The organism is Mycobacterium sp. E740, from assembly GCF_001672895.1.
GTDB lineage: Bacteria > Actinomycetota > Actinomycetes > Mycobacteriales > Mycobacteriaceae > Mycobacterium.
On record NZ_LZKP01000042.1, the window covers coordinates 16,210 to 37,903 of the forward strand.

19 protein-coding genes and 2 rRNA genes are annotated in these 21,694 nt (G+C 64.0%); 19 read left to right on the forward strand and 2 right to left on the reverse strand.

Annotation, left to right across the window (positions count from 1 at the left end; all coding sequences use genetic code 11):
- Position 1: 1 nt before the first annotated feature.
- Positions 2-607: a TetR/AcrR family transcriptional regulator gene (locus A5663_RS04220; protein ID WP_068144253.1), complete on the reverse strand. Its 606-nt coding sequence runs from the start codon at positions 605-607 to the stop codon at positions 2-4.
- Between the two features lie 100 nt (positions 608-707).
- Between A5663_RS04220 and fadD1 the strand changes: the two genes are divergently transcribed.
- The 16 genes from fadD1 to A5663_RS04300 all read left to right on the forward strand — a co-directional run bounded on the left by fadD1 (position 708) and on the right by A5663_RS04300 (position 15,225).
- Positions 708-2,279, forward strand: a complete 1,572-nt coding sequence (gene fadD1 / locus A5663_RS04225) for a fatty-acid--CoA ligase FadD1 (protein WP_068144256.1) — start codon at positions 708-710, stop codon at positions 2,277-2,279.
- Between the two features lie 152 nt (positions 2,280-2,431).
- Positions 2,432-2,656, forward strand: a complete 225-nt coding sequence (gene rpmE, locus A5663_RS04230; protein ID WP_068144260.1) for a 50S ribosomal protein L31 — start codon at positions 2,432-2,434, stop codon at positions 2,654-2,656.
- Between the two features lie 135 nt (positions 2,657-2,791).
- The gene (gene prfA, locus A5663_RS04235; RefSeq protein ID WP_197503286.1) at positions 2,792-3,844 is read left to right on the forward strand and encodes a peptide chain release factor 1; all 1,053 of its coding nucleotides are present in this window, start codon (positions 2,792-2,794) and stop codon (positions 3,842-3,844) included.
- Entirely contained in the window at positions 3,841-4,677 is an 837-nt protein-coding gene (prmC, locus tag A5663_RS04240) for a peptide chain release factor N(5)-glutamine methyltransferase (protein WP_068144265.1), read from the forward strand. Before prfA ends, prmC begins: the two co-directional genes overlap by 4 nt.
- A complete protein-coding gene (locus A5663_RS04245; RefSeq protein ID WP_068144266.1) occupies positions 4,674-5,327 on the forward strand; it encodes an L-threonylcarbamoyladenylate synthase in 654 nt (217 codons plus the stop codon). The genes prmC and A5663_RS04245 overlap by 4 nt, the downstream gene beginning before the upstream one ends.
- The gene (locus tag A5663_RS04250) at positions 5,327-6,547 is read left to right on the forward strand and encodes a glycosyltransferase family 4 protein (protein ID WP_197503287.1); all 1,221 of its coding nucleotides are present in this window, start codon (positions 5,327-5,329) and stop codon (positions 6,545-6,547) included. Before A5663_RS04245 ends, A5663_RS04250 begins: the two co-directional genes overlap by 1 nt.
- A gap of 236 nt (positions 6,548-6,783) precedes the next feature.
- Complete coding sequence (locus tag A5663_RS04255) at positions 6,784-7,224, forward strand: hypothetical protein (RefSeq protein ID WP_068144275.1); 441 nt, start codon at positions 6,784-6,786, stop codon at positions 7,222-7,224.
- Positions 7,221-8,003 (forward strand): F0F1 ATP synthase subunit A, encoded by a 783-nt coding sequence (atpB, locus tag A5663_RS04260; RefSeq protein WP_068144278.1) that lies wholly within the window; start codon positions 7,221-7,223, stop codon positions 8,001-8,003. The genes A5663_RS04255 and atpB overlap by 4 nt, the downstream gene beginning before the upstream one ends.
- 65 nt (positions 8,004-8,068) lie before the next feature.
- Complete coding sequence (locus tag A5663_RS04265) at positions 8,069-8,314, forward strand: F0F1 ATP synthase subunit C (protein ID WP_059158422.1); 246 nt, start codon at positions 8,069-8,071, stop codon at positions 8,312-8,314.
- A 9-nt stretch (positions 8,315-8,323) separates the two neighbouring features.
- The gene (locus A5663_RS04270) at positions 8,324-8,842 is read left to right on the forward strand and encodes a F0F1 ATP synthase subunit B (RefSeq protein WP_068144281.1); all 519 of its coding nucleotides are present in this window, start codon (positions 8,324-8,326) and stop codon (positions 8,840-8,842) included.
- 4 nt (positions 8,843-8,846) lie between these two features.
- Positions 8,847-10,178: a F0F1 ATP synthase subunit B/delta gene (locus tag A5663_RS04275; protein WP_068144284.1), complete on the forward strand. Its 1,332-nt coding sequence runs from the start codon at positions 8,847-8,849 to the stop codon at positions 10,176-10,178.
- 44 nt (positions 10,179-10,222) lie between these two features.
- A complete protein-coding gene (atpA, locus tag A5663_RS04280) occupies positions 10,223-11,869 on the forward strand; it encodes a F0F1 ATP synthase subunit alpha (protein WP_068144287.1) in 1,647 nt (548 codons plus the stop codon).
- A gap of 13 nt (positions 11,870-11,882) precedes the next feature.
- The gene (locus A5663_RS04285) at positions 11,883-12,809 is read left to right on the forward strand and encodes a F0F1 ATP synthase subunit gamma (RefSeq protein WP_068144289.1); all 927 of its coding nucleotides are present in this window, start codon (positions 11,883-11,885) and stop codon (positions 12,807-12,809) included.
- Positions 12,810-12,833: 24 nt separating this feature from the next.
- Complete coding sequence (gene atpD, locus A5663_RS04290) at positions 12,834-14,402, forward strand: F0F1 ATP synthase subunit beta (protein WP_068144292.1); 1,569 nt, start codon at positions 12,834-12,836, stop codon at positions 14,400-14,402.
- Between the two features lie 2 nt (positions 14,403-14,404).
- Positions 14,405-14,770, forward strand: coding sequence for a F0F1 ATP synthase subunit epsilon (locus A5663_RS04295; protein WP_068144295.1), 366 nt, complete (start codon positions 14,405-14,407; stop codon positions 14,768-14,770).
- Between the two features lie 8 nt (positions 14,771-14,778).
- Positions 14,779-15,225 carry a DUF2550 domain-containing protein gene (locus A5663_RS04300; protein WP_082973918.1) on the forward strand — a complete coding sequence of 149 codons (447 nt, stop codon included), beginning with the start codon at positions 14,779-14,781 and terminating at the stop codon, positions 15,223-15,225.
- On the opposite strand, the gene A5663_RS04305 is transcribed toward A5663_RS04300, so the two are convergent.
- Positions 15,222-15,800 carry a cob(I)yrinic acid a,c-diamide adenosyltransferase gene (locus tag A5663_RS04305; protein ID WP_068144299.1) on the reverse strand — a complete coding sequence of 193 codons (579 nt, stop codon included), beginning with the start codon at positions 15,798-15,800 and terminating at the stop codon, positions 15,222-15,224. The two genes, A5663_RS04300 and A5663_RS04305, sit on opposite strands and share 4 nt — an antisense overlap.
- Before the next feature lie 91 nt (positions 15,801-15,891).
- Here A5663_RS04305 and murA point away from each other — a divergent pair, with 91 nt between their 5' ends.
- The 3 genes from murA to A5663_RS04320 form a co-directional block, all read left to right on the forward strand.
- Complete coding sequence (gene murA / locus A5663_RS04310) at positions 15,892-17,145, forward strand: UDP-N-acetylglucosamine 1-carboxyvinyltransferase (RefSeq protein ID WP_068144301.1); 1,254 nt, start codon at positions 15,892-15,894, stop codon at positions 17,143-17,145.
- A gap of 326 nt (positions 17,146-17,471) precedes the next feature.
- Positions 17,472-18,992, forward strand: a 16S ribosomal RNA gene (locus tag A5663_RS04315).
- A gap of 415 nt (positions 18,993-19,407) precedes the next feature.
- Positions 19,408-21,694 (forward strand): 23S ribosomal RNA (locus A5663_RS04320); the annotation flags it as partial.

Genomic DNA, 21,694 nt, shown 5'->3' on the forward strand with positions numbered 1-21,694 from the left:
ATCACACTCTGGGGTCCGCGCGTAACCCCGGCATGACGTAACGGCGCAGATGCCTGAGCACTGCGTCGGCGTCGCCGGGATCGAGCGTGTCGCCGGGAACTGTGGCGAGCGAAAGAATCACGCGCGCAAGCCATTCCGATGCTTCGGCGATGTCGGTCTCGGGGTGGATCTCGTCGTTGTCCCGGGCGGCGACCAGATACCTCGACCAGAAGTCGGCGAGGTCGGGGACCAGGCCCTGCACGCCCGCGCCAGCGCACGCGGCGAACTCTTCGGGTTCATCCACGCGCAACTTCATCAGCAGCGCACCCGGGTCGACATAGGCGGTCCGGCCGTGTAACAGGCCCGCCGCGAGTTGTCGGTCGAGTCCCTCGACGCGTTCGAGCATCGCGTGTGCCTCCGACCAGTAGGCGTCGTTGAGCCGCACGATCGCGGCGCCCAGCAGCGACACCTTGTCGGGGAAGTGGCGGTACAGCCAGCCGCGCGAAACGCCTGCCGCTTCGGCCACCTCCGAAACAGTGGTCGAGCGAATTCCCTTGGCGCGCAGGCAGATCTCGGCCGCATCGATCAATCGATCGCGAACGTTCTTGGTCGCGGTGCCGCTCGTCACCAGCTGGACTCCTCGGTTACTCTCGCCCTCAAGCGGGCCGATCGGAGCATTGTGTCATGGTAGACACAATCCAAGATCTGTTCACTGCCGAGAGGTCACCATGGCGGACACACTCCAGGAGCTGCTCAACGAGCACGCCGACCGCGACACCGTCGCGGTGAAGCATGCAGACCGCACGTGGACCTATCGCCAGTACGTCGCGGAGGCAAAGAGGCAGGCCGCCGCCCTGATCGCCGCCGCCGACCAGAGCCGTCCACTGCACGTCGGCGTGCTGTTGGGCAACACCCCTGACATGTTGACCGCGCTCGCGGCGGCCGCGCTCGGCGGTTACGTGGTGTGCGGTATCAACACCACGCGCCGCGGAGAAGCCCTCACCCGCGACATCGTCAAGGTGGACTGCCAGTTCCTGATCACCGACGCCGAGCATCGCCCGCTGCTCGACGGCCTGGAACTGCCCGGGGTCACGGTTCTCGACACATCCAGCGCCGAGTGGGCGGACCTGCTGGCCGGCGCGCCGGCGTTCGTTCCGCATCGGAAAACCGCGGTCGACGACACGTTCATGATGATCTTCACCTCGGGGACCAGCGGGGATCCCAAGGCGGTCCAGGTGGCCAACATGATGGTGCTGTTCGCGGGCAACGCCCTGGCCGAGCGGTTCGAACTCAGCGGACAGGACACCTGCTACCTGTCGATGCCGATGTTTCATTCCAATGCGGTGGTGAGTGGTTGGGCGCCCGCCCTCGTCGCCGGGGCCGCCATGGTGCCCGCCAAGTTCTCCGCGTCCGGCTTCCTGGCCGACATCCGACGTCACGGCGTCACCTACATGAACTACGTCGGCAAACCGCTGGCCTACGTGCTGGCGACACCCGAGCAGTCCGACGACCGCGACAATCCGCTTCGCGTCGCGTTCGGCAACGAGGCCACCGACCGCGACATCGAGGAGTTCGGCAGGCGCTTCGGCGTCACCGTCGACGACGGTTTCGGCTCGACCGAGAACGCAGTGATCATCACACGTACTCCGGACACCCCGAAAGGCTCGATCGGACAGGGCTTTCCGGGTGTGGCGATCTACGACAGCGAGACGGTGACCGAATGCCCGGTGGCCGAATTCGACGAGAACGGCGCGTTGCTCAACGCCGACGCGGCAGTCGGCGAACTGGTCAACACCGACGGCAGCGGGCTGTTCCGCGGCTACTACAACGACCGGGACGCCACCGACGAGCGGATGCGGCACGGCATGTACTGGTCGGGTGACCTTGCCTACCGCGACGCCGACGGTTTCATCTACCTGGCCGGGCGTACGGCCGACTGGATGCGGGTCGACGGCGAGAACCTCGCGACGGCGCCGATCGAGCGGATCCTGCTGCGGCTACCGGCGATCAATCGCGTCGCTGTCTATCCGGTACCCGACGAACTCGTCGGCGACCAGGTGATGGCGGCGCTCGTGCTGCAAGACGGCGCCGAACTCGATGCCAAGACATTCGAGGAGTTCCTGGCAGCCCAGCGCGACCTTTCCCCGAAAGCATGGCCGCGGTACGTCTGGATCGCCGAGGATCTGCCCAGCACCGCGACCAACAAGATCCTCAAGCGTGAACTGATCGCGCACGGGGCCACCCCCGACGGCAGGACGCTCTGGCGGCGCGACGGCAGCCGGTTCCATCCGCACACCTGACCGACCGGCGGCGGAATAGCCACCGCTGCGCACGCGTTTAGGCACTTGGCGGTCCTAGCTGGCATAATGGACCGCCGACGCTGAAGTTCCGGTTCACGCCCGTCACCTCCGACGCGGAGGGGCGACCCGGGGCCACGATCGAAGAGGAAACCATGAAATCGGGTATTCACCCTGACTACGTCGAGACCACTGTGCTCTGCGGTTGCGGCCACACGTTCACGACGCGAAGCACCAAGCAGAGCGGACAGATCCACGTCGAGGTCTGCTCGCAGTGCCATCCCTTCTACACCGGCAAGCAGAAGATTCTCGACAGCGGCGGCCGGGTGGCGCGCTTCGAGAAGCGCTACGGCAAGCGCAAGAGCACGACCGACAAGTAGCTTTCGTCCCGACGCCCGATCTGCCGCATCAGCGGCCAGGCCGGGCGTCGGTTCGCGTTCGCGGACAGTCACGGACAGGAGGTCGGGGTGACGAACAGCACTCGCGCCGAATTCCCGGCTCAGTCGGGGGGCGCGATCGACGCGCTGCTGGCCGAGCACGCCGACCTCGAACGCCAGCTCAGCGATCCGGACCTGCACGCCGACGCCGGTCGTGCCCGCAAGGTGGGACGGCGGTTCGCGCAGGTCTCGCCTATCGTCGCGACCTACCGCAAGCTGCAGGCGGCTCGTGGCGATCTGGAAGCCGCGCGGGAATTGGCGGCCGACGACGCGTCCTTCGCTTCGGAGGTCGACGAGCTGGCGGTCACCGTCGAGCAGCTCGACTCGCATCTGACCGACTTGCTGGCACCCCGGGACCCGCACGACGCCGACGACATCGTGCTCGAGGTCAAGTCGGGGGAGGGTGGCGAGGAGTCGGCGCTGTTCGCCGCCGATCTGGCCAGGATGTACATCCGCTACGCCGAGCGGCACGGTTGGGCCGTGACCGTTCTCGACGAGACCTTCTCCGACCTCGGCGGCTATAAGGACGCCACGCTGTCGGTCCGCAGCAAGAGTGATTCGGCCGACGGCGTGTGGTCGCGGCTGAAGTTCGAGGGCGGGGTGCACCGCGTGCAGCGGGTTCCCGTCACCGAGTCGCAGGGCCGGGTGCACACCTCCGCGGCCGGCGTGCTGGTCTACCCCGAACCCGAAGAGGTCGAGGAGGTGGCCATCGACGAATCTGATCTGCGCATCGACGTCTACCGCTCTTCGGGCAAAGGCGGCCAGGGCGTCAACACCACCGACTCCGCGGTGCGCATCACCCACCTGCCCACGGGCATCGTCGTCACGTGTCAGAACGAGCGGTCGCAGTTGCAGAACAAGGCCCGGGCGATGCAGGTCCTCGCGGCGCGACTGCAGGCGTTGGCCGAAGAACAGGCTCAGGCGGATGCGTCGGCCGACCGGGCCAGCCAGATCCGCACCGTGGACCGCAGCGAACGCATCCGCACCTACAACTTCCCCGAGAACCGGATCGCCGATCACCGCATCAACTTCAAGGCGCACAACCTCGATCAGGTGCTCGACGGTGACCTCGACGACCTGTTCGACGCGCTGGCCGCCGCCGACAAGCAAGCGCGACTCCAGATCACATGACCCGGCTCAGCCAGATGATCGACGCCGCGGCGACGGCGCTGGCCGAGGCGGGTGTCGCAGCGCCACGCGTCGACGCCGAACTGCTTGCGGCCCATGTGACGGGCACCGACAGAGGGCGGCTCCGGTTCGTCGACGCCGGGCCGGGTGTGGCCGAACGCTACGGCGACCTCATCGCCCGGCGTGCCCGACGGATCCCGCTGCAGCATCTCGTCGGCACCGCGCCGTTCGGTCCCGTCGACGTGCACGTCGGACCGGGGGTGTTCACCCCCCGCCCCGAAACCGAGTCACTGCTGGAATGGGCGCTGGCGCAACCACTGCCAGGCACCCCGGTGATCGTCGACCTGTGCACCGGCAGCGGCGCGCTGGCACTCGTGCTGTCGAAGAACCACCCAGGCGCGCGCATCATCGCGGTCGACGATTCCGAATCGGCCCTGGCATACGCGCGGCGAAACCTCGCCGGCACGGCCGTGGAACTCGTGAAAAGCGATGTGACGCAGCCGGGACTGCTGACCGAACTCGACGGTTCGGTCGACCTCCTCGTCGCCAACCCGCCCTACATCCCCGACGGTGCGCAACTGGAACGCGAAGTGGCCGAACATGACCCGGCGCACGCGTTGTTCGGGGGACCGGACGGGATGCGCGTGATCGAGGCGATCGTCGAACTCGCGTCGAGGTTATTGCGTCCCGGTGGCCTCATCGCCGTCGAACACGACGACACGACGTCGGAGCAGACGGTCGAGTGTTTCGGCCGGGCAACACAATTCGACGACATCACCGCTCGGCGCGATCTCGCCGGGCGCCCGCGGTTCGTGACGGCCCGGAGGTTTAGATGACTCAGCTGTTCGACTGCTCCGAGCCCGATGAGCGCACCAGGGGCATTGCATCGGCGATCAGCGCGCTCAAGGGCGGCCGCCTGGTGGTGTTGCCGACCGACACCGTCTACGGCATCGGCGCCGACGCGTTCGACAACGAAGCCGTCGCGGCGCTGTTGGCAGCCAAGGGCCGCGGCCGCGACATGCCGGTGCCCGTGCTCGTCGGTTCCTGGCACACGATCGAAGGACTGGTCTACAACGTTCCGGATGCCGCGCGAGAACTCATCCGCGCCTTCTGGCCGGGAGCGCTGAGCCTGGTGGTGCGCCAGGCGCCGTCGCTGCAATGGGATCTGGGCGATGCGTACGGCACCGTGATGCTGCGCATGCCGCTCCATCCGGTCGCCATCGAACTGCTGCGCGACGTCGGTCCGATGGCGGTTTCCAGCGCCAACATCTCGGGTCGCCCGGCCGCGGTGACAGCAGAAGAGGCGCGCGGTCAACTGGGCGAGCTCGTCGAGGTGTATCTCGAGGCCGGGCCGTCGGCGCAGCAGGCGGCGTCGACGATCATCGACCTCACCGGCACGGATCCGCGGGTACTGCGGCAGGGCCCTGTCACCGCCGAGGCGATCGCGACAGTGCTCGGCGTGGAGCCGGCGACTTTGACGGACTGATACTGGGTTTCGTGCAGTACGGTTCACCGGTGGTCTACGCGACCGGCACGCTGCTGGCACTCGACGACCGCGGGGCGGGCGTACCGATCCGGGAGCTCGCGCTGGTCGGGCTTACCGCCGCGATCATCACGTACTTCGCCACCGGCTGGGTCAGGGTGCTGGCGCGCCGGCTCGGCGCCGTGGCCTATCCGCGTGACCGTGATGTCCACCTCGAACCGACGCCCCGAATGGGCGGCCTGGCGATGTACATCGGCGTCGCGGTCGCCGTCCTCCTGGCTTCTCAGCTGCCCGCGTTGACGCGCGGCTTCGTGTACTCGTCGGGAATGCCGGCGGTGGTCATCGCGGGCGGGCTGATCATGGTGGTCGGACTGATCGACGACCGGTGGGGGCTGGACGCGTTGACCAAGTTCGCCGGACAGATCACCGCGGCCAGCGTGCTCGTGACGATGGGGGTCGCGTGGAGTGTGCTCTACATCCCGCTCGGCGGCGTGGGCACCATCGTGCTCGACCAGGTGTCGTCGATCCTGCTGACATTGGCGCTGACGGTGGCGATCGTCAACGCGATGAACTTCGTGGACGGTCTCGACGGACTCGCCGCCGGCCTCGGATTGATCACCGCGTCGGCGATCTGCATCTTCTCCGTGGGGCTGCTGCGGGACCACGGCGGTGACGTACTGTTCTACCCGCCCGCCGTGATCTCGGTGGTGCTCGCCGGTGCCTGCCTCGGATTTCTTCCGCACAATTTCCACCCCGCCAAGATCTTCATGGGCGACTCCGGGTCGATGCTCATCGGCCTCATGCTCGCCGCGGCCTCGACAACCGCGGCCGGACCGATCTCGCAGACGGCGTACGGCGCTCGCGACGTGTTCGCGTTGCTGTCGCCGTTCCTGCTCGTGGTCGCGGTGATGTTCGTGCCGGCACTGGACATGCTGCTGGCGATCATCCGGCGCACGCGTGCGGGCCTCAGTCCCTTCAGCCCGGACAAGATGCACCTGCATCACCGGTTGCTGGAGATCGGCCATTCGCACCGCCGGGTGGTGCTGCTGATCTACCTGTGGGTGGGCATCGTCGCGCTCGGCGCCGCAAGCACGATTTTCTTTGACCCCCGCTACAGCGGAGCGGTCATGCTGGCCGCGATTCTGGTGGCTGTGGTCGCGACGCTGATCCCTCTCCTGCGCCGGGGCAGCGAGCAGTTCGAGGAAATGTACGACGAAAAGTAGTAGACCCCCGTTTATGCCTCCGACCATGTGTTAGGGTTCAGTCAGAACCCGAAAAAACCTCGCGGGTTGCCGGCCCCCGGGCCGTCGGTGCACAACCGATCGGCACGGAACAACGACCGACAAAGGGAGCTGCCCCGTGGGTGATTCCAGCGAGCCAAACGCCCTCCGATACGCTCAGGGCGCCACGCACGCAGATCATCGCGGCAGCCACCGTGACGGCGGATTGAGGTGAAGTTGTGACGACGCCAGCGCAGGACGCGCCGTTGGTGTTCCCCTCCGTTGCGTTCCGTCCCTTGCGCCTGTTCGTGATCTGCTTGGCATTCGCCGGACTGGTGACCGCAGCGGCGGCTCTGCTCGGCGCTCCGATGATCGGTGTGTTCTTCGGGATCGGGCTCGGCCTGGGTTTGCTCAACGCGGTTCTGGTGCAACGGTCGGTGGACTCCATCACCGCCGAGGCGCACCCGCTCAAACGAAAGATGGCCCTCAATTCGGCCACCCGACTGCTCGTGATGACGGTCATCGGGTTGACCATCGCGTTCATCTTCCGCCCGCAAGGCTTGGGCGTGGTGTTTGGGATGGCGCTGTTCCAGGTATTGCTTGTTGTTTCCACGGCGCTTCCGGTGATGCGGAAGCTCAGAAAAGGCCCAGCTGACGAGATCGAAGGGGCGCAGCAATGACGGGATTCGACGTCGCCGACCAGACGGTGACGGTCCTCGCCGCTGGATCCGGGATCCAGGTCGGCCACCACACGGAGGCGAACTGGTTCGGGCTGACGGTCAACACCGACACGGTGCTGGCGACGGCCATCGCGGCGGTGATCGTGCTCGCGCTGGCGTTCTACCTGCGCGCCAAGGTCACTTCGACCGGCGTCCCCAGCGGGGTGCAGCTGTTCTGGGAAGCGATCACGGTGCAGACGCGCAACCAGGTTGAGGCGGCGATCGGCATGAAGATCGCGCCGTTCGTGCTGCCGCTCGCGGTTGCGCTGTTCGTGTTCATCCTCATCGCGAACTGGCTGTCGGTGTTCCCCTGGCAGTACACGGACTCCAGCGGCGCGATCCACGAGTTGCTCAAGCCGCCGGCTTCCGACATCAACTTCGTGCTGGCGCTGGCGCTGTTCGTGTTCATCGCCTACCACGCTGCGGGCTTCTGGCGCCGGGGACCGCTGGGCCACCCGTGGCGCGTGCTGAAGGGCCACGTCGCGATCCTCGCGCCGATCAACCTCGTCGAGGAGCTTGCGAAGCCGATCTCGTTGTCGCTGCGACTCTTCGGCAACATCTTCGCCGGCGGCATCCTCGTCGCCCTTATCGCGCTGTTCCCGCCATGGATCATGTGGGCGCCGAACGCCATCTGGAAGACCTTCGACTTGTTCGTCGGCGCAATCCAGGCGTTCATCTTCGCACTGCTGACGATCCTGTACTTCAGCCAGTCGATGGAACTCGAAGACGACCACCACTAGACCGACCCGAACAAGCAGGACCCACAACCTGGTAGGACCGCTACCAGTTATCAAGGAGGATAGGAATGGATCCCACAATCGCTGCCGGCGCGCTCATCGGCGGTGGACTGATCATGGCCGGCGGCGCAATCGGCGCCGGTATCGGTGACGGCATCGCGGGTAACGCCCTGATCGCCGGCATCGCCCGCCAGCCCGAGGCCCAGGGCCGACTGTTCACTCCGTTCTTCATCACGGTCGGTCTGGTTGAGGCGGCGTACTTCATCAACCTGGCCTTCATGGCGCTGTTCGTATTCGCTACGCCGGTCAAGTAGTCCGCTTCCATGGCTGACTCGAACGTCGTTCTCCTGGCGGCTGAGGAAGGCGGCCAGAGCAACTTCCTCATCCCCAACGGCACCTTCTTCTTCGTGCTGCTCATCTTCTTGATCGTGCTCGGCGTGATCGCGAAGTGGGTCGTGCCACCGATCTCCAAGGTGCTGCGCGAACGCGAAGCCATGGTGCAGAAGACGACCGAGGACAATCGGAAGGCAGCCCGGTTGCGGGCTGCCGCCGACGCCGATTACCGCGAGGTGATGGCGAACGCTCGCCGCGAGGCGACGAATGTCCGCGAGGAAGCCCGTGCCGAAGGACGCAAGATCGTCGACGAGGCGCGGGGTCGCGCCAACGCCGAAGTATCGGATCTCCTCCTGCAGGCCAACGAGGAGCTGACGAGACAAACCCGGGCGGTGACGACCGATCTCCAGGGGTCGGTCGAAACCTTGGCGGCGAACCTCGCGAGTCGCGTACTCGGGGTCGACGTCACCACGCGAACAGTGCCCGTCTCGACGGGTCGGGGGCAGTAACCACATGTCGACATTCATCGGACAGCTCATCGGTTTCGCGCTGATCGCGTTCCTGATCGTGCGATACGTCGTACCGCTGGTGCGGCGGATGATGAACAACCAGAGGGAACTCGTCCGCAGGCAACTCGAGGAGCACGCTGAGGCCGGGAAGGTCTTGGCCGACGCCGACAAGGAGCATGCGAAGGCGCTGGAAGTCGCCAAAGCCGAGGCCGCCGAGGTGATCGAAGAGGCTCGGCAGGACGCCGAAAGGATCGCCGAGCAGCTGCGGGTTCAGGCCGACGTGGAGTTGGAACGGATCAAAACGCAAGGCGCTCAACAGGTCCAGCTCCTGCGTCAGCAGCTCGTCCGTGAACTTCGGCAGAGCCTCGGCGCCGAGTCCGTGCAGCGCGCCGGTGACCTCGTGCGTGACTTCGTCTCCGACAGCTCCGAGCAGTCGGCGACCGTTGACCGCTTCCTCGCCGAGCTCGACGAGATGGCCCCGTCCAAGACCGCCATCGCCGACGCCGCGACCGCGAAGATGCGTGCCGCCAGCCGGGAATCCCGGTCGCAGGTGGTCGAGCGGTTCGATGAGGTCGTCTCCGGTCTCGACGCAGACGCCCTGACCCGGTTGGCTAACGATCTGGCCTCCTCGGCGAAACTGCTTCGCCGTGAGGCTGTGCTCGCCAGGCACTTGGCCGACCCGTCGAGCAACGCCGAACCCAAAGTCCAGGTCGTCGATCGTCTGCTTTCGGGCAAGGTTTCGGACTCCGCGCTGGAGATCCTCAAAACCGCTGTCTCGCAGCGCTGGTCCACCACCTCGGACCTGATCGACGGCGTCTCGCACATCGCGAGGCTGTCACTGCTGGTGCGCGCCGAGGCCGATGGCCAGATCGAGGATGTGGAAGATCAGCTGTTCAGGTTCAGTCGCATCCTCGATGCCGAGCCGCGGTTGATCTCGCTGCTCGGCGAGTACACCGCGCCGCTCGACGGGCGCATCAGCCTATTGAACAATGTGCTCGGACGTCGGGCGAGCAAGAACACCGCGGACCTGCTGCGCCAGACTCTCGACCTGCTGCACGGCGAGCGGGCCGACGAGGCGGTCCGCGAACTGGCGAACCTGGCCGTTTCCCGGCGCGGCGAGATCGTCGCGCAGGTCCGGGCGGCCGCTGACCTCAGTGCTGCCCAACGGGACCGGCTCACCGAACTGCTCACCCGTATCTACGGCCACCCGGTGTCGATTCAGCTACACGTCGATCCGAGCCTGCTCGGCGGCTTGATCATCGCCGTGGGCGACGAAGTGATCGACGGCTCGCTGTCGTCGAAGCTGGCCGCGGCCGAGACCCACCTACCCGACTGACCGACAACACCAAGACCGAACGAGAAGTAGGAAGACGAAAAGCCATGGCAGAGTTGACGATCTCCGCGGATGAGATCCAGGGCGCGATCGAGGAGTATGTCGCCGGCTTCGAGGCGGACACCGAGCGGGAAGAGATCGGCACCGTCATCGACGCGGGCGACGGCATCGCCCACGTCGAGGGCCTTCCGTCGGTCATGACGCAGGAACTGCTGGAGTTCCCCGGTGGTGTGCTCGGCGTCGCGCTGAACCTCGACGAGCACAGCGTGGGCGCGGTCATCCTCGGCGACTTCGAGAAGATCGAGGAGGGCCAGCAGGTCAAGCGCACCGGCGAGGTGCTCTCGGTGCCCGTGGGCGACGGCTTCCTCGGACGCGTCGTCAATCCGCTGGGCCAGCCGATCGACGGCCGCGGCGAGGTCGAGACCACCCAACGCCGCGCGCTCGAGCTGCAGGCGCCGTCCGTGGTGCAGCGCCAAGGCGTCAGTGAGCCGCTGCAGACCGGCATCAAGGCAATCGACTCGCAGACCCCGATCGGCCGCGGTCAGCGACAGCTGATCATCGGTGACCGCAAGACCGGTAAGACCGCGGTGTGCGTGGACACGATCCTCAACCAGCGGCAGAACTGGGAGACCGGCGACCCCGACCAGCAGGTCCGCTGTGTGTACGTGGCGATCGGGCAGAAGGGCACCACGATCGCCAGTGTGCGCCAGACCCTCGAAGACGGCGGCGCGATGGAGTACACCACGATCGTCGCAGCGCCGGCTTCGGACTCCGCCGGCTTCAAATGGCTTGCGCCCTATACCGGTTCGTCGATCGCCCAGCACTGGATGTACGACGGCAAGCACGTGCTGATCGTCTTCGACGACCTGACCAAGCAGGCCGAGGCCTACCGCGCGATCTCGCTGCTCCTGCGCCGTCCGCCGGGCCGCGAGGCATACCCCGGTGACGTGTTCTACCTCCACTCGCGTCTGCTGGAGCGCTGCGCGAAGCTGTCCGACGAGCTTGGCGGCGGTTCGCTGACTGGCCTGCCGATCATCGAGACCAAGGCCAACGACATCTCGGCCTACATCCCGACCAACGTCATCTCGATCACCGACGGTCAGTGCTTCCTGGAGACCGACCTGTTCAACCAGGGCGTGCGCCCGGCGATCAACGTCGGCGTCTCGGTGTCGCGTGTCGGTGGCGCCGCGCAGATCAAGGCGATGAAAGAGGTGGCCGGTTCACTGCGCCTGGACCTGTCGCAGTACCGCGAGCTCGAGTCGTTCGCGGCCTTCGCCTCGGATCTCGACGAGACGTCGAAGGCGCAGCTGGACCGCGGTGCCCGGCTCGTCGAGCTGCTCAAGCAACCGCAGAACAGCCCCATGCCCGTCGAGGAACAGGTCGTGGCGATCTTCCTCGGCACCAGGGGCCACCTGGATTCCGTTCCGGTCGAGGACGTTCAGAAGTTCGAGCGCGAGTTCATCGAGCACGTGAAGGGCTCACAGGAGGGAATCCTCAACGAGATCCGGGAGAGCAAGAAGCTGTCCGAGGAGCTCGAAGAGAAGCTCGAGAAGGTCGTGAACGACTTCAAGAAGGGCTTCGACACCACCGACGGCAGCTCGGTCGTGCCTGACGAGCATGTCGACGCCATGGATGAGGAAGACGTCGAAAAGGAATCGGTGAAGGTCCGCAAGCCCGCACCGAAGAAGAAGTAAGGCCTGAAAACAGATGGCTGCCACACTGCGCGAATTGCGCGGCCGCATCCGCTCCGCGGGCTCGATCAAGAAGATCACCAAAGCCCAGGAGCTGATCGCGACGTCGCGGATCGCCAAGGCGCAGGCCCGAGTCGAGGCGGCTCGGCCCTACGACCGCGAGATCACCAGTATGCTCACCAATCTCGCGAGCGCGAGCGCACTGGACCACCCACTGTTGGTCGAACACGAGAACCCGCGACGGGCCGGTGTGCTGGTCGTGTCGTCGGACCGCGGTCTGTGTGGTGCGTACAACGCCAATGTTTTTCGGCGGTCTGAGGAGTTGTTCTCGCTTCTCCGTTCGGAGGGCAAGGAGCCGGTTCTTTACGTCGTGGGCCGAAAGGCGCTGGGGTACTACAGCTTCCGCAACTGGGACATCCAGGATTCGTGGACCGGCTTCTCCGAGCGGCCCGACTACGAGAACGCGCAGGAGATCGCGTCGACACTGGTCGACGCCTTCACTGCGGGCCTCGATGACGAAGGTGACAATCCGGGAGCGGACAATGTCCTCGGCGTAGACGAACTGCACATCGTGTTCAACGAGTTCAAGTCGATGATGTCGCAGACCGCGATCGCCCGTCGGATCGCCCCGATGGTGGTGGAGTACAGCGACGAGGACACCGGCCCTCATACGCTGTTCTCGTTCGAGCCTGACGCCGAAACTCTTTTCGGCGCACTGCTGCCGCGGTATGTCTCCACTCGCATCTTCGCCGCGCTGCTCGAGGCGGCGGCCTCGGAGTCGGCTTCCCGCCGGCGCGCCATGAAGTCGGCGACCGACAACGCCGACGACCTCATCAAGGATCTGACCCTGATGGCCAACCGCGAACGGCAATCTCAGATCACCCAGGAAATCAGCGAAATCGTCGGTGGCGCGAACGCGCTTGCGGACGCCGCCAAGAAGTAGCCCCAGAAAGCGAAGAAGAGACAGATGACTGCTACTGCTGAGAAAGAAACGAAGACCGAAACCGCGGGTCGCGTCGTACGGGTCACCGGACCGGTCGTCGACGTCGAGTTCCCGCGTGGTTCCGTGCCGGAACTGTTCAACGCGCTGCACGCCGAGATCGACTACAAAGACCTCGCGAAGACGCTGACACTCGAGGTCGCTCAACACCTCGGCGACAACCTGGTGCGCTGCATCTCGATGCAACCCACCGACGGACTCGTGCGTGGGGTCGAGGTCACCGACACCGGCAGCTCGATCTCGGTTCCCGTCGGCGACGGCGTCAAGGGGCACGTGTTCAACGCGCTGGGTGACTGCCTCGACGAGCCGGGTTACGGCAAGGACTTCGAGCGCTGGTCGATTCACCGCAAGCCGCCGGCGTTCGACCACCTCGAGCCGAAGACCGAAATGCTGGAGACGGGTCTGAAGGTCGTCGACCTGCTCACCCCGTACGTGCGCGGCGGCAAGATCGCGCTGTTCGGTGGCGCGGGCGTCGGCAAGACCGTGTTGATCCAGGAGATGATCAACCGCATCGCCCGGAACTTCGGTGGCACTTCGGTGTTCGCCGGCGTGGGGGAGCGCACGCGCGAGGGCAACGACCTGTGGGTCGAGCTCGCGGACGCGGACGTGCTCAAGGACACCGCGTTGGTGTTCGGTCAGATGGACGAGCCGCCCGGCACGCGTATGCGGGTGGCGCTGTCGGCGCTGACCATGGCCGAGTTCTTCCGCGACGAGCAGGGCCAGGACGTGTTGTTGTTCATCGACAACATCTTCCGGTTCACCCAGGCCGGTTCCGAGGTTTCGACGCTGCTCGGCCGCATGCCTTCCGCGGTGGGTTACCAGCCGACGTTGGCTGACGAAATGGGTGAGCTGCAGGAGCGCATCACGTCGACGCGCGGGCACTCGATCACCTCGATGCAGGCCGTCTACGTGCCCGCCGACGACTACACCGACCCGGCGCCGGCGACGACCTTCGCTCACCTCGATGCCACCACCGAGCTGAGCCGGTCGGTGTTCTCCAAGGGCATCTTCCCGGCGGTGGACCCGCTCGCATCCAGCTCGACGATCCTCGATCCCAGCGTCGTCGGTGACGAGCACTACCGAGTGGCCCAGGAAGTCATCCGAATCCTGCAGCGCTACAAGGACCTTCAGGACATCATCGCCATTCTGGGTATCGACGAGCTCGCAGAGGAAGACAAGCAGCTGGTGCAACGCGCCCGCCGCATCGAGCGCTTCCTGTCGCAGAACATGATGGCGGCCGAGCAGTTCACCGGTCAGCCGGGTTCGACCGTTCCGCTGAAGGAGACCATCGAGGCCTTCGACAAGCTGACCAAGGGCGATTTCGACCACCTGCCGGAGCAGGCGTTCTTCCTCATCGGCGGTCTGGAAGATCTCCAGAAGAAGGCCGAGAGCCTCGGCGCAAAGATGGAAGACGGCGGCGGCGACGGCGCCCCGGCGCAGGATGATGCGGACGGCGAGAACAAGAACGGCAAGAACGGCAAGAACGGCGACAAGCAGGACGCCGACAAGGGCAACGACGCCGACAAGGGCGAATAGCGATGGCAGAACTGGACGTCGACATCGTCGCCGTCGAGCGAGAAATCTGGTCGGGCAAGGCGACCTTCGTCTTCACCCGCACCACCGCAGGAGAGATCGGCATCCTGCCTCGCCACATCCCGTTGGTCGCCCAGCTGGTCGACGACGCCATGGTGCGCGTCGAACGTGAGGGGGAGGATGATCTGCGCGTCGCGGTCGACGGCGGATTCATGTCCGTCACCGATGAAGGCGTGATCATCCTGGCGGAGTCAGCCGAACTCGAGTCGGAGATCAATGCCGACGCGGCGCGTCGGGACTCCGAATCCGACGACCCCGCAACGGCTGCCAGGGGTCGAGCCAGGCTTCGCGCCCTGGGCCAGATCGACTAGCGCCGCCGGTGAGCGCGCTCATGTTCATCATGGTCGCGCTGATCTGCGTGCTGTTGCTGGTCGTCGTCGCGTTGTGCTACCGACTGTGGAAGTTGCGGCAGGTGGGCGGTACCGCGGCGATCCTGCGGGACGTCCCGGCTGTCGGCGGCCACGGCTGGCGTCACGGTGTAATGCGTTATCGCGGAGGCGAAGCCGGTTTTTACCGGTTGTCCAGTCTGCGTTGGTGGCCGGATCGGCGGTTGAGCCGGCGCGGCCTGGAGATCGTCTCGCGACGAGGACCCCGGGGCGACGAGTTCGACATCATGTCCGAGGAGATCGTGGTGTTGGAACTACGTGACACCAGCCCCGAGCGCCGGCGCGGCTACGAGGTCGCGCTGGATCGTGGCGCGCTCACCGCCTTTCTGTCCTGGGTGGAGTCCAGGCCATCGCCACGCGCACGGCGCCGTAGCGTCTAATCCGTTGCCGGGCCGCCTGGTTGCCAGAGCACGTCGCCGCCGGGATTGGCGACCCGCGACAGGATGAACAGCAGATCCGACAGCCTGTTGAGGTACTTCGCGGGCAATACGCTGATTGCGTCGCCGTGTGACTCCACCGCCGCCCAGGCCGACCTTTCGGCGCGACGAGCAACCGTGCGCGCGACGTGCAACAGGGCTGACAACGGCGTACCGCCAGGCAGTACAAAAGAATTCAGCGCCGGAAGGGCTTCGTTGAACTGGTCGCACCAGCCTTCCAGCCTGTCGATGTAGGCCTGGGTGATCCGCAGCGGCGGATACTCGGGGTCGTCCACTACCGGTGTCGACAGGTCCGCACCCGCATCGAAGAGGTCGTTCTGAATCTGCTTGAGAACCGCCGAGATTTGCTGCGCCGGGTTTCCCGAGGCGATCGCGACGCCGATGGCGGCGTTGGCCTCGTCACAGTCGGCGTAAGCGACGAGGCGTGCGTCGTTCTTCGACACCCTGCTGAAATCGCTCAACCCCGTGGTGCCGTCATCGCCCGTGCGCGTATATATCCGGGTCAGATGAACTGCCATGGTCAAACCGTACCGGACTGCTCCGCGCATGATGTCCCCACGATGGTCAAGGAAACTGACATGGCCCGAAGCGCTGTTTAAACTAACCCGCGTGAGCGAGCGATTCGTGGTGACCGGCGGAAACCGGTTATCGGGCGAAGTAGCCGTCGGGGGGGCCAAGAACAGCGTTCTGAAGTTGATGGCCGCCGCTTTGCTGGCCGAAGGCACCAGCACGATCACCAATTGCCCCGACATCCTGGACGTGCCGCTGATGGCCGAGGTACTCCGTGGCTTGGGGGCCACCGTCGAACTCGACGGCGACACCGTGCGGATCACCTCGCCCGACGAACCCAAGTACGACGCCGACTTTGCCGCCGTTCGCCAGTTCCGCGCTTCAGTGTGCGTGCTGGGTCCGCTCGTCGGCCGCTGCAAGCGAGCCAAGGTCGCCTTGCCGGGCGGTGACGCGATCGGGTCACGACCGCTGGACATGCACCAGGCCGGTCTGCGCCAGCTGGGGGCGCGCTGCAACATCGAGCACGGCTGCGTGGTCGCCGAGGCGGACCACCTACGAGGCGCCGAGATCCAGCTGGAGTTCCCGTCCGTGGGCGCCACCGAGAACATCTTGATGGCAGCGGTCGTCGCCGTGGGCGTCACCACCATCCACAACGCCGCGCGTGAGCCCGACGTCGTCGACTTGTGCGCGATGCTCAATCAAATGGGCGCCCGGATCTCCGGGGCTGGAACCTCGACGATGACGATCACCGGCGTCGATCGGCTGTATCCCACCGAGCACCGGGTCATCGGCGACCGCATCGTGGCCGCGACGTGGGGCATCGCCGCGGCGATGACGCACGGCGACATCTCGGTCACCGGCGTCGACCCCCAGCACTTGCAACTGGTACTGCACAAGCTGCACGACGCCGGGGCCACCGTGACCCAGTCCGACGACGGCTTCCGCATCGCCCAGTACGAACGGCCCAAAGCGGTGAACGTCGCCACCCTGCCGTTTCCGGGTTTTCCCACAGACCTGCAGCCGATGGCGATCGCGTTGGCGTCGATAGCCGACGGCACGTCGATGATCACCGAGAACGTGTTCGAAGCCAGGTTCCGGTTCGTCGAAGAGATGGTGCGGCTCGGAGCCGACGCCAGGACGGACGGTCACCACGCGGTGATCCGCGGCATCCCGCAGTTGTCCAGTGCGCCGGTCTGGTCGTCGGACATCCGCGCCGGGGCGGGACTTGTGTTGGCCGGCCTGGTCGCCGACGGTGACACCGAGGTCCACGACGTCTTCCACATCGACCGCGGCTATCCACTGTTCGTCGAGAACCTCAAGAGCCTTGGCGCCGAGATCGAACGAGTGCCCTGACCGGAGATTCGAAGCGATCAGCAGCACCATCGGTTATGGGAGGACCCCGGTTGGCGACGGTCTGGGAGTGGCGTATCCTTCTGTGAGAAGCCCACGGCCCCAGGCCAATAGGACTGGAGGACGGGGTTTGACGTCTCTGTCCAGATCGGTATAGACTGGCAGGGTTGCCCCAAAAGCGGGTGTGTTGTTTGAGAACTCAATAGTGTGTTTGGTGGTTTTTGTTTGTTGTTGTTTTTTGCCATGCCCTGTTTTCCCGTTTGTGGGTGTGGTGTTTTTGATGCCGGTTTTCGGTGTCTTGCTTTGGTCGAATTTTTCGAAGTGGTTTTTGTTTGGAGAGTTTGATCCTGGCTCAGGACGAACGCTGGCGGCGTGCTTAACACATGCAAGTCGAACGGAAAGGCCCTTCGGGGTGCTCGAGTGGCGAACGGGTGAGTAACACGTGGGTGATCTGCCCTGCACTTTGGGATAAGCCTGGGAAACTGGGTCTAATACCGAATACACCTCATGGGCTGCATGGTTTGTGGGGGAAAGCTTTTGCGGTGTGGGATGGGCCCGCGGCCTATCAGCTTGTTGGTGGGGTGATGGCCTACCAAGGCGACGACGGGTAGCCGGCCTGAGAGGGTGTCCGGCCACACTGGGACTGAGATACGGCCCAGACTCCTACGGGAGGCAGCAGTGGGGAATATTGCACAATGGGCGCAAGCCTGATGCAGCGACGCCGCGTGGGGGATGACGGCCTTCGGGTTGTAAACCTCTTTCAGCTACGACGAAGCGTAAGTGACGGTAGTAGCAGAAGAAGCACCGGCCAACTACGTGCCAGCAGCCGCGGTAATACGTAGGGTGCGAGCGTTGTCCGGAATTACTGGGCGTAAAGAGCTCGTAGGTGGTTTGTCGCGTTGTCCGTGAAAACTCACAACTCAATTGTGGGCGTGCGGGCGATACGGGCAGACTGGAGTACTGCAGGGGAGACTGGAATTCCTGGTGTAGCGGTGGAATGCGCAGATATCAGGAGGAACACCGGTGGCGAAGGCGGGTCTCTGGGCAGTAACTGACGCTGAGGAGCGAAAGCGTGGGGAGCGAACAGGATTAGATACCCTGGTAGTCCACGCCGTAAACGGTGGGTACTAGGTGTGGGTTTCCTTCCTTGGGATCCGTGCCGTAGCTAACGCATTAAGTACCCCGCCTGGGGAGTACGGCCGCAAGGCTAAAACTCAAAGGAATTGACGGGGGCCCGCACAAGCGGCGGAGCATGTGGATTAATTCGATGCAACGCGAAGAACCTTACCTGGGTTTGACATGCACAGGACGTCGGCAGAGATGTCGGTTCCCTTGTGGCCTGTGTGCAGGTGGTGCATGGCTGTCGTCAGCTCGTGTCGTGAGATGTTGGGTTAAGTCCCGCAACGAGCGCAACCCTTGTCTCATGTTGCCAGCGCGTTATGGCGGGGACTCGTGAGAGACTGCCGGGGTCAACTCGGAGGAAGGTGGGGATGACGTCAAGTCATCATGCCCCTTATGTCCAGGGCTTCACACATGCTACAATGGCCGGTACAAAGGGCTGCGATGCCGTGAGGTGGAGCGAATCCTTTCAAAGCCGGTCTCAGTTCGGATCGGGGTCTGCAACTCGACCCCGTGAAGTCGGAGTCGCTAGTAATCGCAGATCAGCAACGCTGCGGTGAATACGTTCCCGGGCCTTGTACACACCGCCCGTCACGTCATGAAAGTCGGTAACACCCGAAGCCCGTGGCCTAACCCCTTGTGGGAGGGAGCGGTCGAAGGTGGGATCGGCGATTGGGACGAAGTCGTAACAAGGTAGCCGTACCGGAAGGTGCGGCTGGATCACCTCCTTTCTAAGGAGCACCACGAGAGACATCCCCGCTGTGGGGGTGTGAGCCGTGAGGAACCCGCCGCGCTGTAGTGGCGCCGGGTTGGGTGCACAACAAACATGTGGCGGCTCACGGGAATTGAGTCGCCCGAAAGAATCATCGGACACACTATTGGGCTTTGAGACAACAAGCCCGCGGCGCTGCCTGGTTGCAGGTTGGTGGCCGGCCTTCGTCCCCCGGGGTTGTTGTGGGGGGTGGGGGTTCTTGTTGTTGCCCCGTCTTTGGTGGTGGGGTGTGGTGTTTGATTTGTGGATAGTGGTTGCGAGCATCTAGATGACGCAGGGGCGCTGACTCTCTTTTTGTGGGGGTTGGTGTCTTTTTGTGTTGTCTTGATAATGCAATTTTTATTCTTCCGAGAATATTTTTTGATCTGTTTTGTGTGTAAGTGTTTAAGGGCGCATGGTGGATGCCTTGGCACTGGGAGCCGATGAAGGACGTGGGAGGCTGCGATATGCCTCGGGGAGTTGTCAACCGAGCGTGGATCCGAGGATGTCCGAATGGGGAAACCCGGCACGAGTGATGTCGTGTCACCCGGCACTGAATGTATAGGTGTCGGGGGGGAACGCGGGGAAGTGAAACATCTCAGTACCCGTAGGAAGAGAAAACAATAGTGATTCCGTTAGTAGTGGCGAGCGAACGCGGAGGATGGCTAAACCGTGTGCATGTGATACCCGGCGGGGGTTGTGTGTGCGGTGTTGTGGGGCGTTTCTTCTCTCATCCGCCGATGGGAGCGAAAGTGATAAACCGTGGGGTTAGGTGAAGTGGCCTGGGATGGTCTGCCGTAGTGGGTGAGAGTCCCGTAACCGAAAACTTGTGCGGCTTTCGTGAAATGTTTTCCCCGAGTAGCAGCGGGCCCGTGGAATCTGCTGTGAATCTGCCGGGACCACCCGGTAAGCCTGAATACTTCTCAGTGACCGATAGCGGATCAGTACCGTGAGGGAATGGTGAAAAGTACCCCGGGAGGGGAGTGAAAGAGTACCTGAAACCGTGTGCCTACAATCCGTCAAAGCCCTCGCTTTTGTGTGGGGTGATGGCGTGCCTTTTGAAGAATGAGCCTGCGAGTCAGGGACATGTCGCGAGGTTAACCCGTGTGGGGTAGCCGCAGCGAAAGCGAGTCTGAATAGGGCGTATCACGTCAGTAGTGGCGTGTGTAGTGGTGTGTTCTGGACCCGAAGCGGAGTGATCTACCCATGGCCAGGGTGAAGCGCGGGTAAGACCGCGTGGAGGCCCGAACCCACTTAGGTTGAAGACTGAGGGGATGAGCTGTGGGTAGGGGTGAAAGGCCAATCAAACTCCGTGATAGCTGGTTCTCCCCGAAATGCATTTAGGTGCAGCGTCACATGTTTCTTGTTGGAGGTAGAGCTACTGGATGGCCGATGGGCCCTACTAGGTTACTGACGTCAGCCAAACTCCGAATGCCGACAAGTCCAAGAGTGTGGCAGTGAGACGGCGGGGGATAAGCTCCGTGCGTCGAGAGGGAAACAGCCCAGATCGCCGGCTAAGGCCCCTAAGCGTGTGCTAAGTGGAAAAGGATGTGCAGTCGCGAAGACAACCAGGAGGTTGGCTTAGAAGCAGCCACCCTTGAAAGAGTGCGTAATAGCTCACTGGTCAAGTGATTGTGCGCCGATAATGTAGCGGGGCTCAAGCACACCGCCGAAGCCGCGGCAGCCAACGTTGTTGGCTGGGTAGGGGAGCGTCCTGCATCCGGTGAAGCCGCGAAGTGATTCAGTGGTGGAGGGTGTGGGAGTGAGAATGCAGGCATGAGTAGCGATAAGGCAAGTGAGAACCTTGCCCGCCGGAAGACCAAGGGTTCCTGGGCCAGGCCAGTCCGCCCAGGGTGAGTCGGGACCTAAGGCGAGGCCGACAGGCGTAGTCGATGGACAACGGGTTGATATTCCCGTACCCGTGTATGAGCGTCCCTGACGAATCCATACTGCTAACCACCCAAACGAGATGCCACCAATCCCTTCGGGGTGCGGGGTGTTTCTGCTGCGTGGGACCCGTGTGGGTAGTAGTCAAGCGATGGGGTGACGCAGGAAGGCAGCCGTACCAGTCAGTGGTAATACTGGGGCAAGCCCGTAGGACGAGATATAGGCAAATCCGTATCTCACATGTCTGAGAGGTGATGCATAGCCGAGTGAGGCGAATTCGGTGATCCTATGCTGTCGAGAAAAGCCTCTAGCGAGCGCATACACGGCCCGTACCCCAAACCAACACAGGTGGTCAGGTAGAGAATACCGAGGCGTACGAGTGAACTATGGTTAAGGAACTCGGCAAAATGCCCCCGTAACTTCGGGAGAAGGGGGACCCCCTACTGTCAAGGCTCTTTGCGGCCGGCAGCGGTGGGGGGTGGCACAAACCAGTGAGAAGCGACTGTTTACTAAAAACACAGGTCCGTGCGAAGTCGCAAGACGAGGTATACGGACTGACGCCTGCCCGGTGCTGGAAGGTTAAGAGGACCCGTCAACCCCTCTCGAGGGGTGAAGCGGAGAATTTAAGCCCCAGTAAACGGCGGTGGTAACTATAACCATCCTAAGGTAGCGAAATTCCTTGTCGGGTAAGTTCCGACCTGCACGAATGGCGTAACGACTTCTCAGCTGTCTCAACCATAGACTCGGCGAAATTGCATTACGAGTAAAGATGCTCGTTACGCGCGGCAGGACGAA

Bases quoted from the DNA above. Each gene is read 5' to 3' on its own strand.
- prmC (WP_068144265.1), top strand. From the start codon at position 3,841: ATGACCCGGCTCAGCCAGATGATCGACGCCGCGGCGACGGCGCTGGCC.
- A5663_RS04245 (WP_068144266.1), top strand. From the start codon at position 4,674: ATGACTCAGCTGTTCGACTGCTCCGAGCCCGATGAGCGCACCAGGGGC.
- A5663_RS04295 (WP_068144295.1), top strand. From the start codon at position 14,405: ATGGCAGAACTGGACGTCGACATCGTCGCCGTCGAGCGAGAAATCTGG.
- A5663_RS04285 (WP_068144289.1), top strand. From the start codon at position 11,883: ATGGCTGCCACACTGCGCGAATTGCGCGGCCGCATCCGCTCCGCGGGC.
- atpB (WP_068144278.1), top strand. From the start codon at position 7,221: ATGACGGGATTCGACGTCGCCGACCAGACGGTGACGGTCCTCGCCGCT.
- rpmE (WP_068144260.1), top strand. From the start codon at position 2,432: ATGAAATCGGGTATTCACCCTGACTACGTCGAGACCACTGTGCTCTGC.
- A5663_RS04305 (WP_068144299.1), bottom strand. From the start codon at position 15,800: ATGGCAGTTCATCTGACCCGGATATATACGCGCACGGGCGATGACGGC.
- atpD (WP_068144292.1), top strand. From the start codon at position 12,834: ATGACTGCTACTGCTGAGAAAGAAACGAAGACCGAAACCGCGGGTCGC.
- fadD1 (WP_068144256.1), top strand. From the start codon at position 708: ATGGCGGACACACTCCAGGAGCTGCTCAACGAGCACGCCGACCGCGAC.
- A5663_RS04275 (WP_068144284.1), top strand. From the start codon at position 8,847: ATGTCGACATTCATCGGACAGCTCATCGGTTTCGCGCTGATCGCGTTC.
- A5663_RS04270 (WP_068144281.1), top strand. From the start codon at position 8,324: ATGGCTGACTCGAACGTCGTTCTCCTGGCGGCTGAGGAAGGCGGCCAG.
- atpA (WP_068144287.1), top strand. From the start codon at position 10,223: ATGGCAGAGTTGACGATCTCCGCGGATGAGATCCAGGGCGCGATCGAG.
- A5663_RS04265 (WP_059158422.1), top strand. From the start codon at position 8,069: ATGGATCCCACAATCGCTGCCGGCGCGCTCATCGGCGGTGGACTGATC.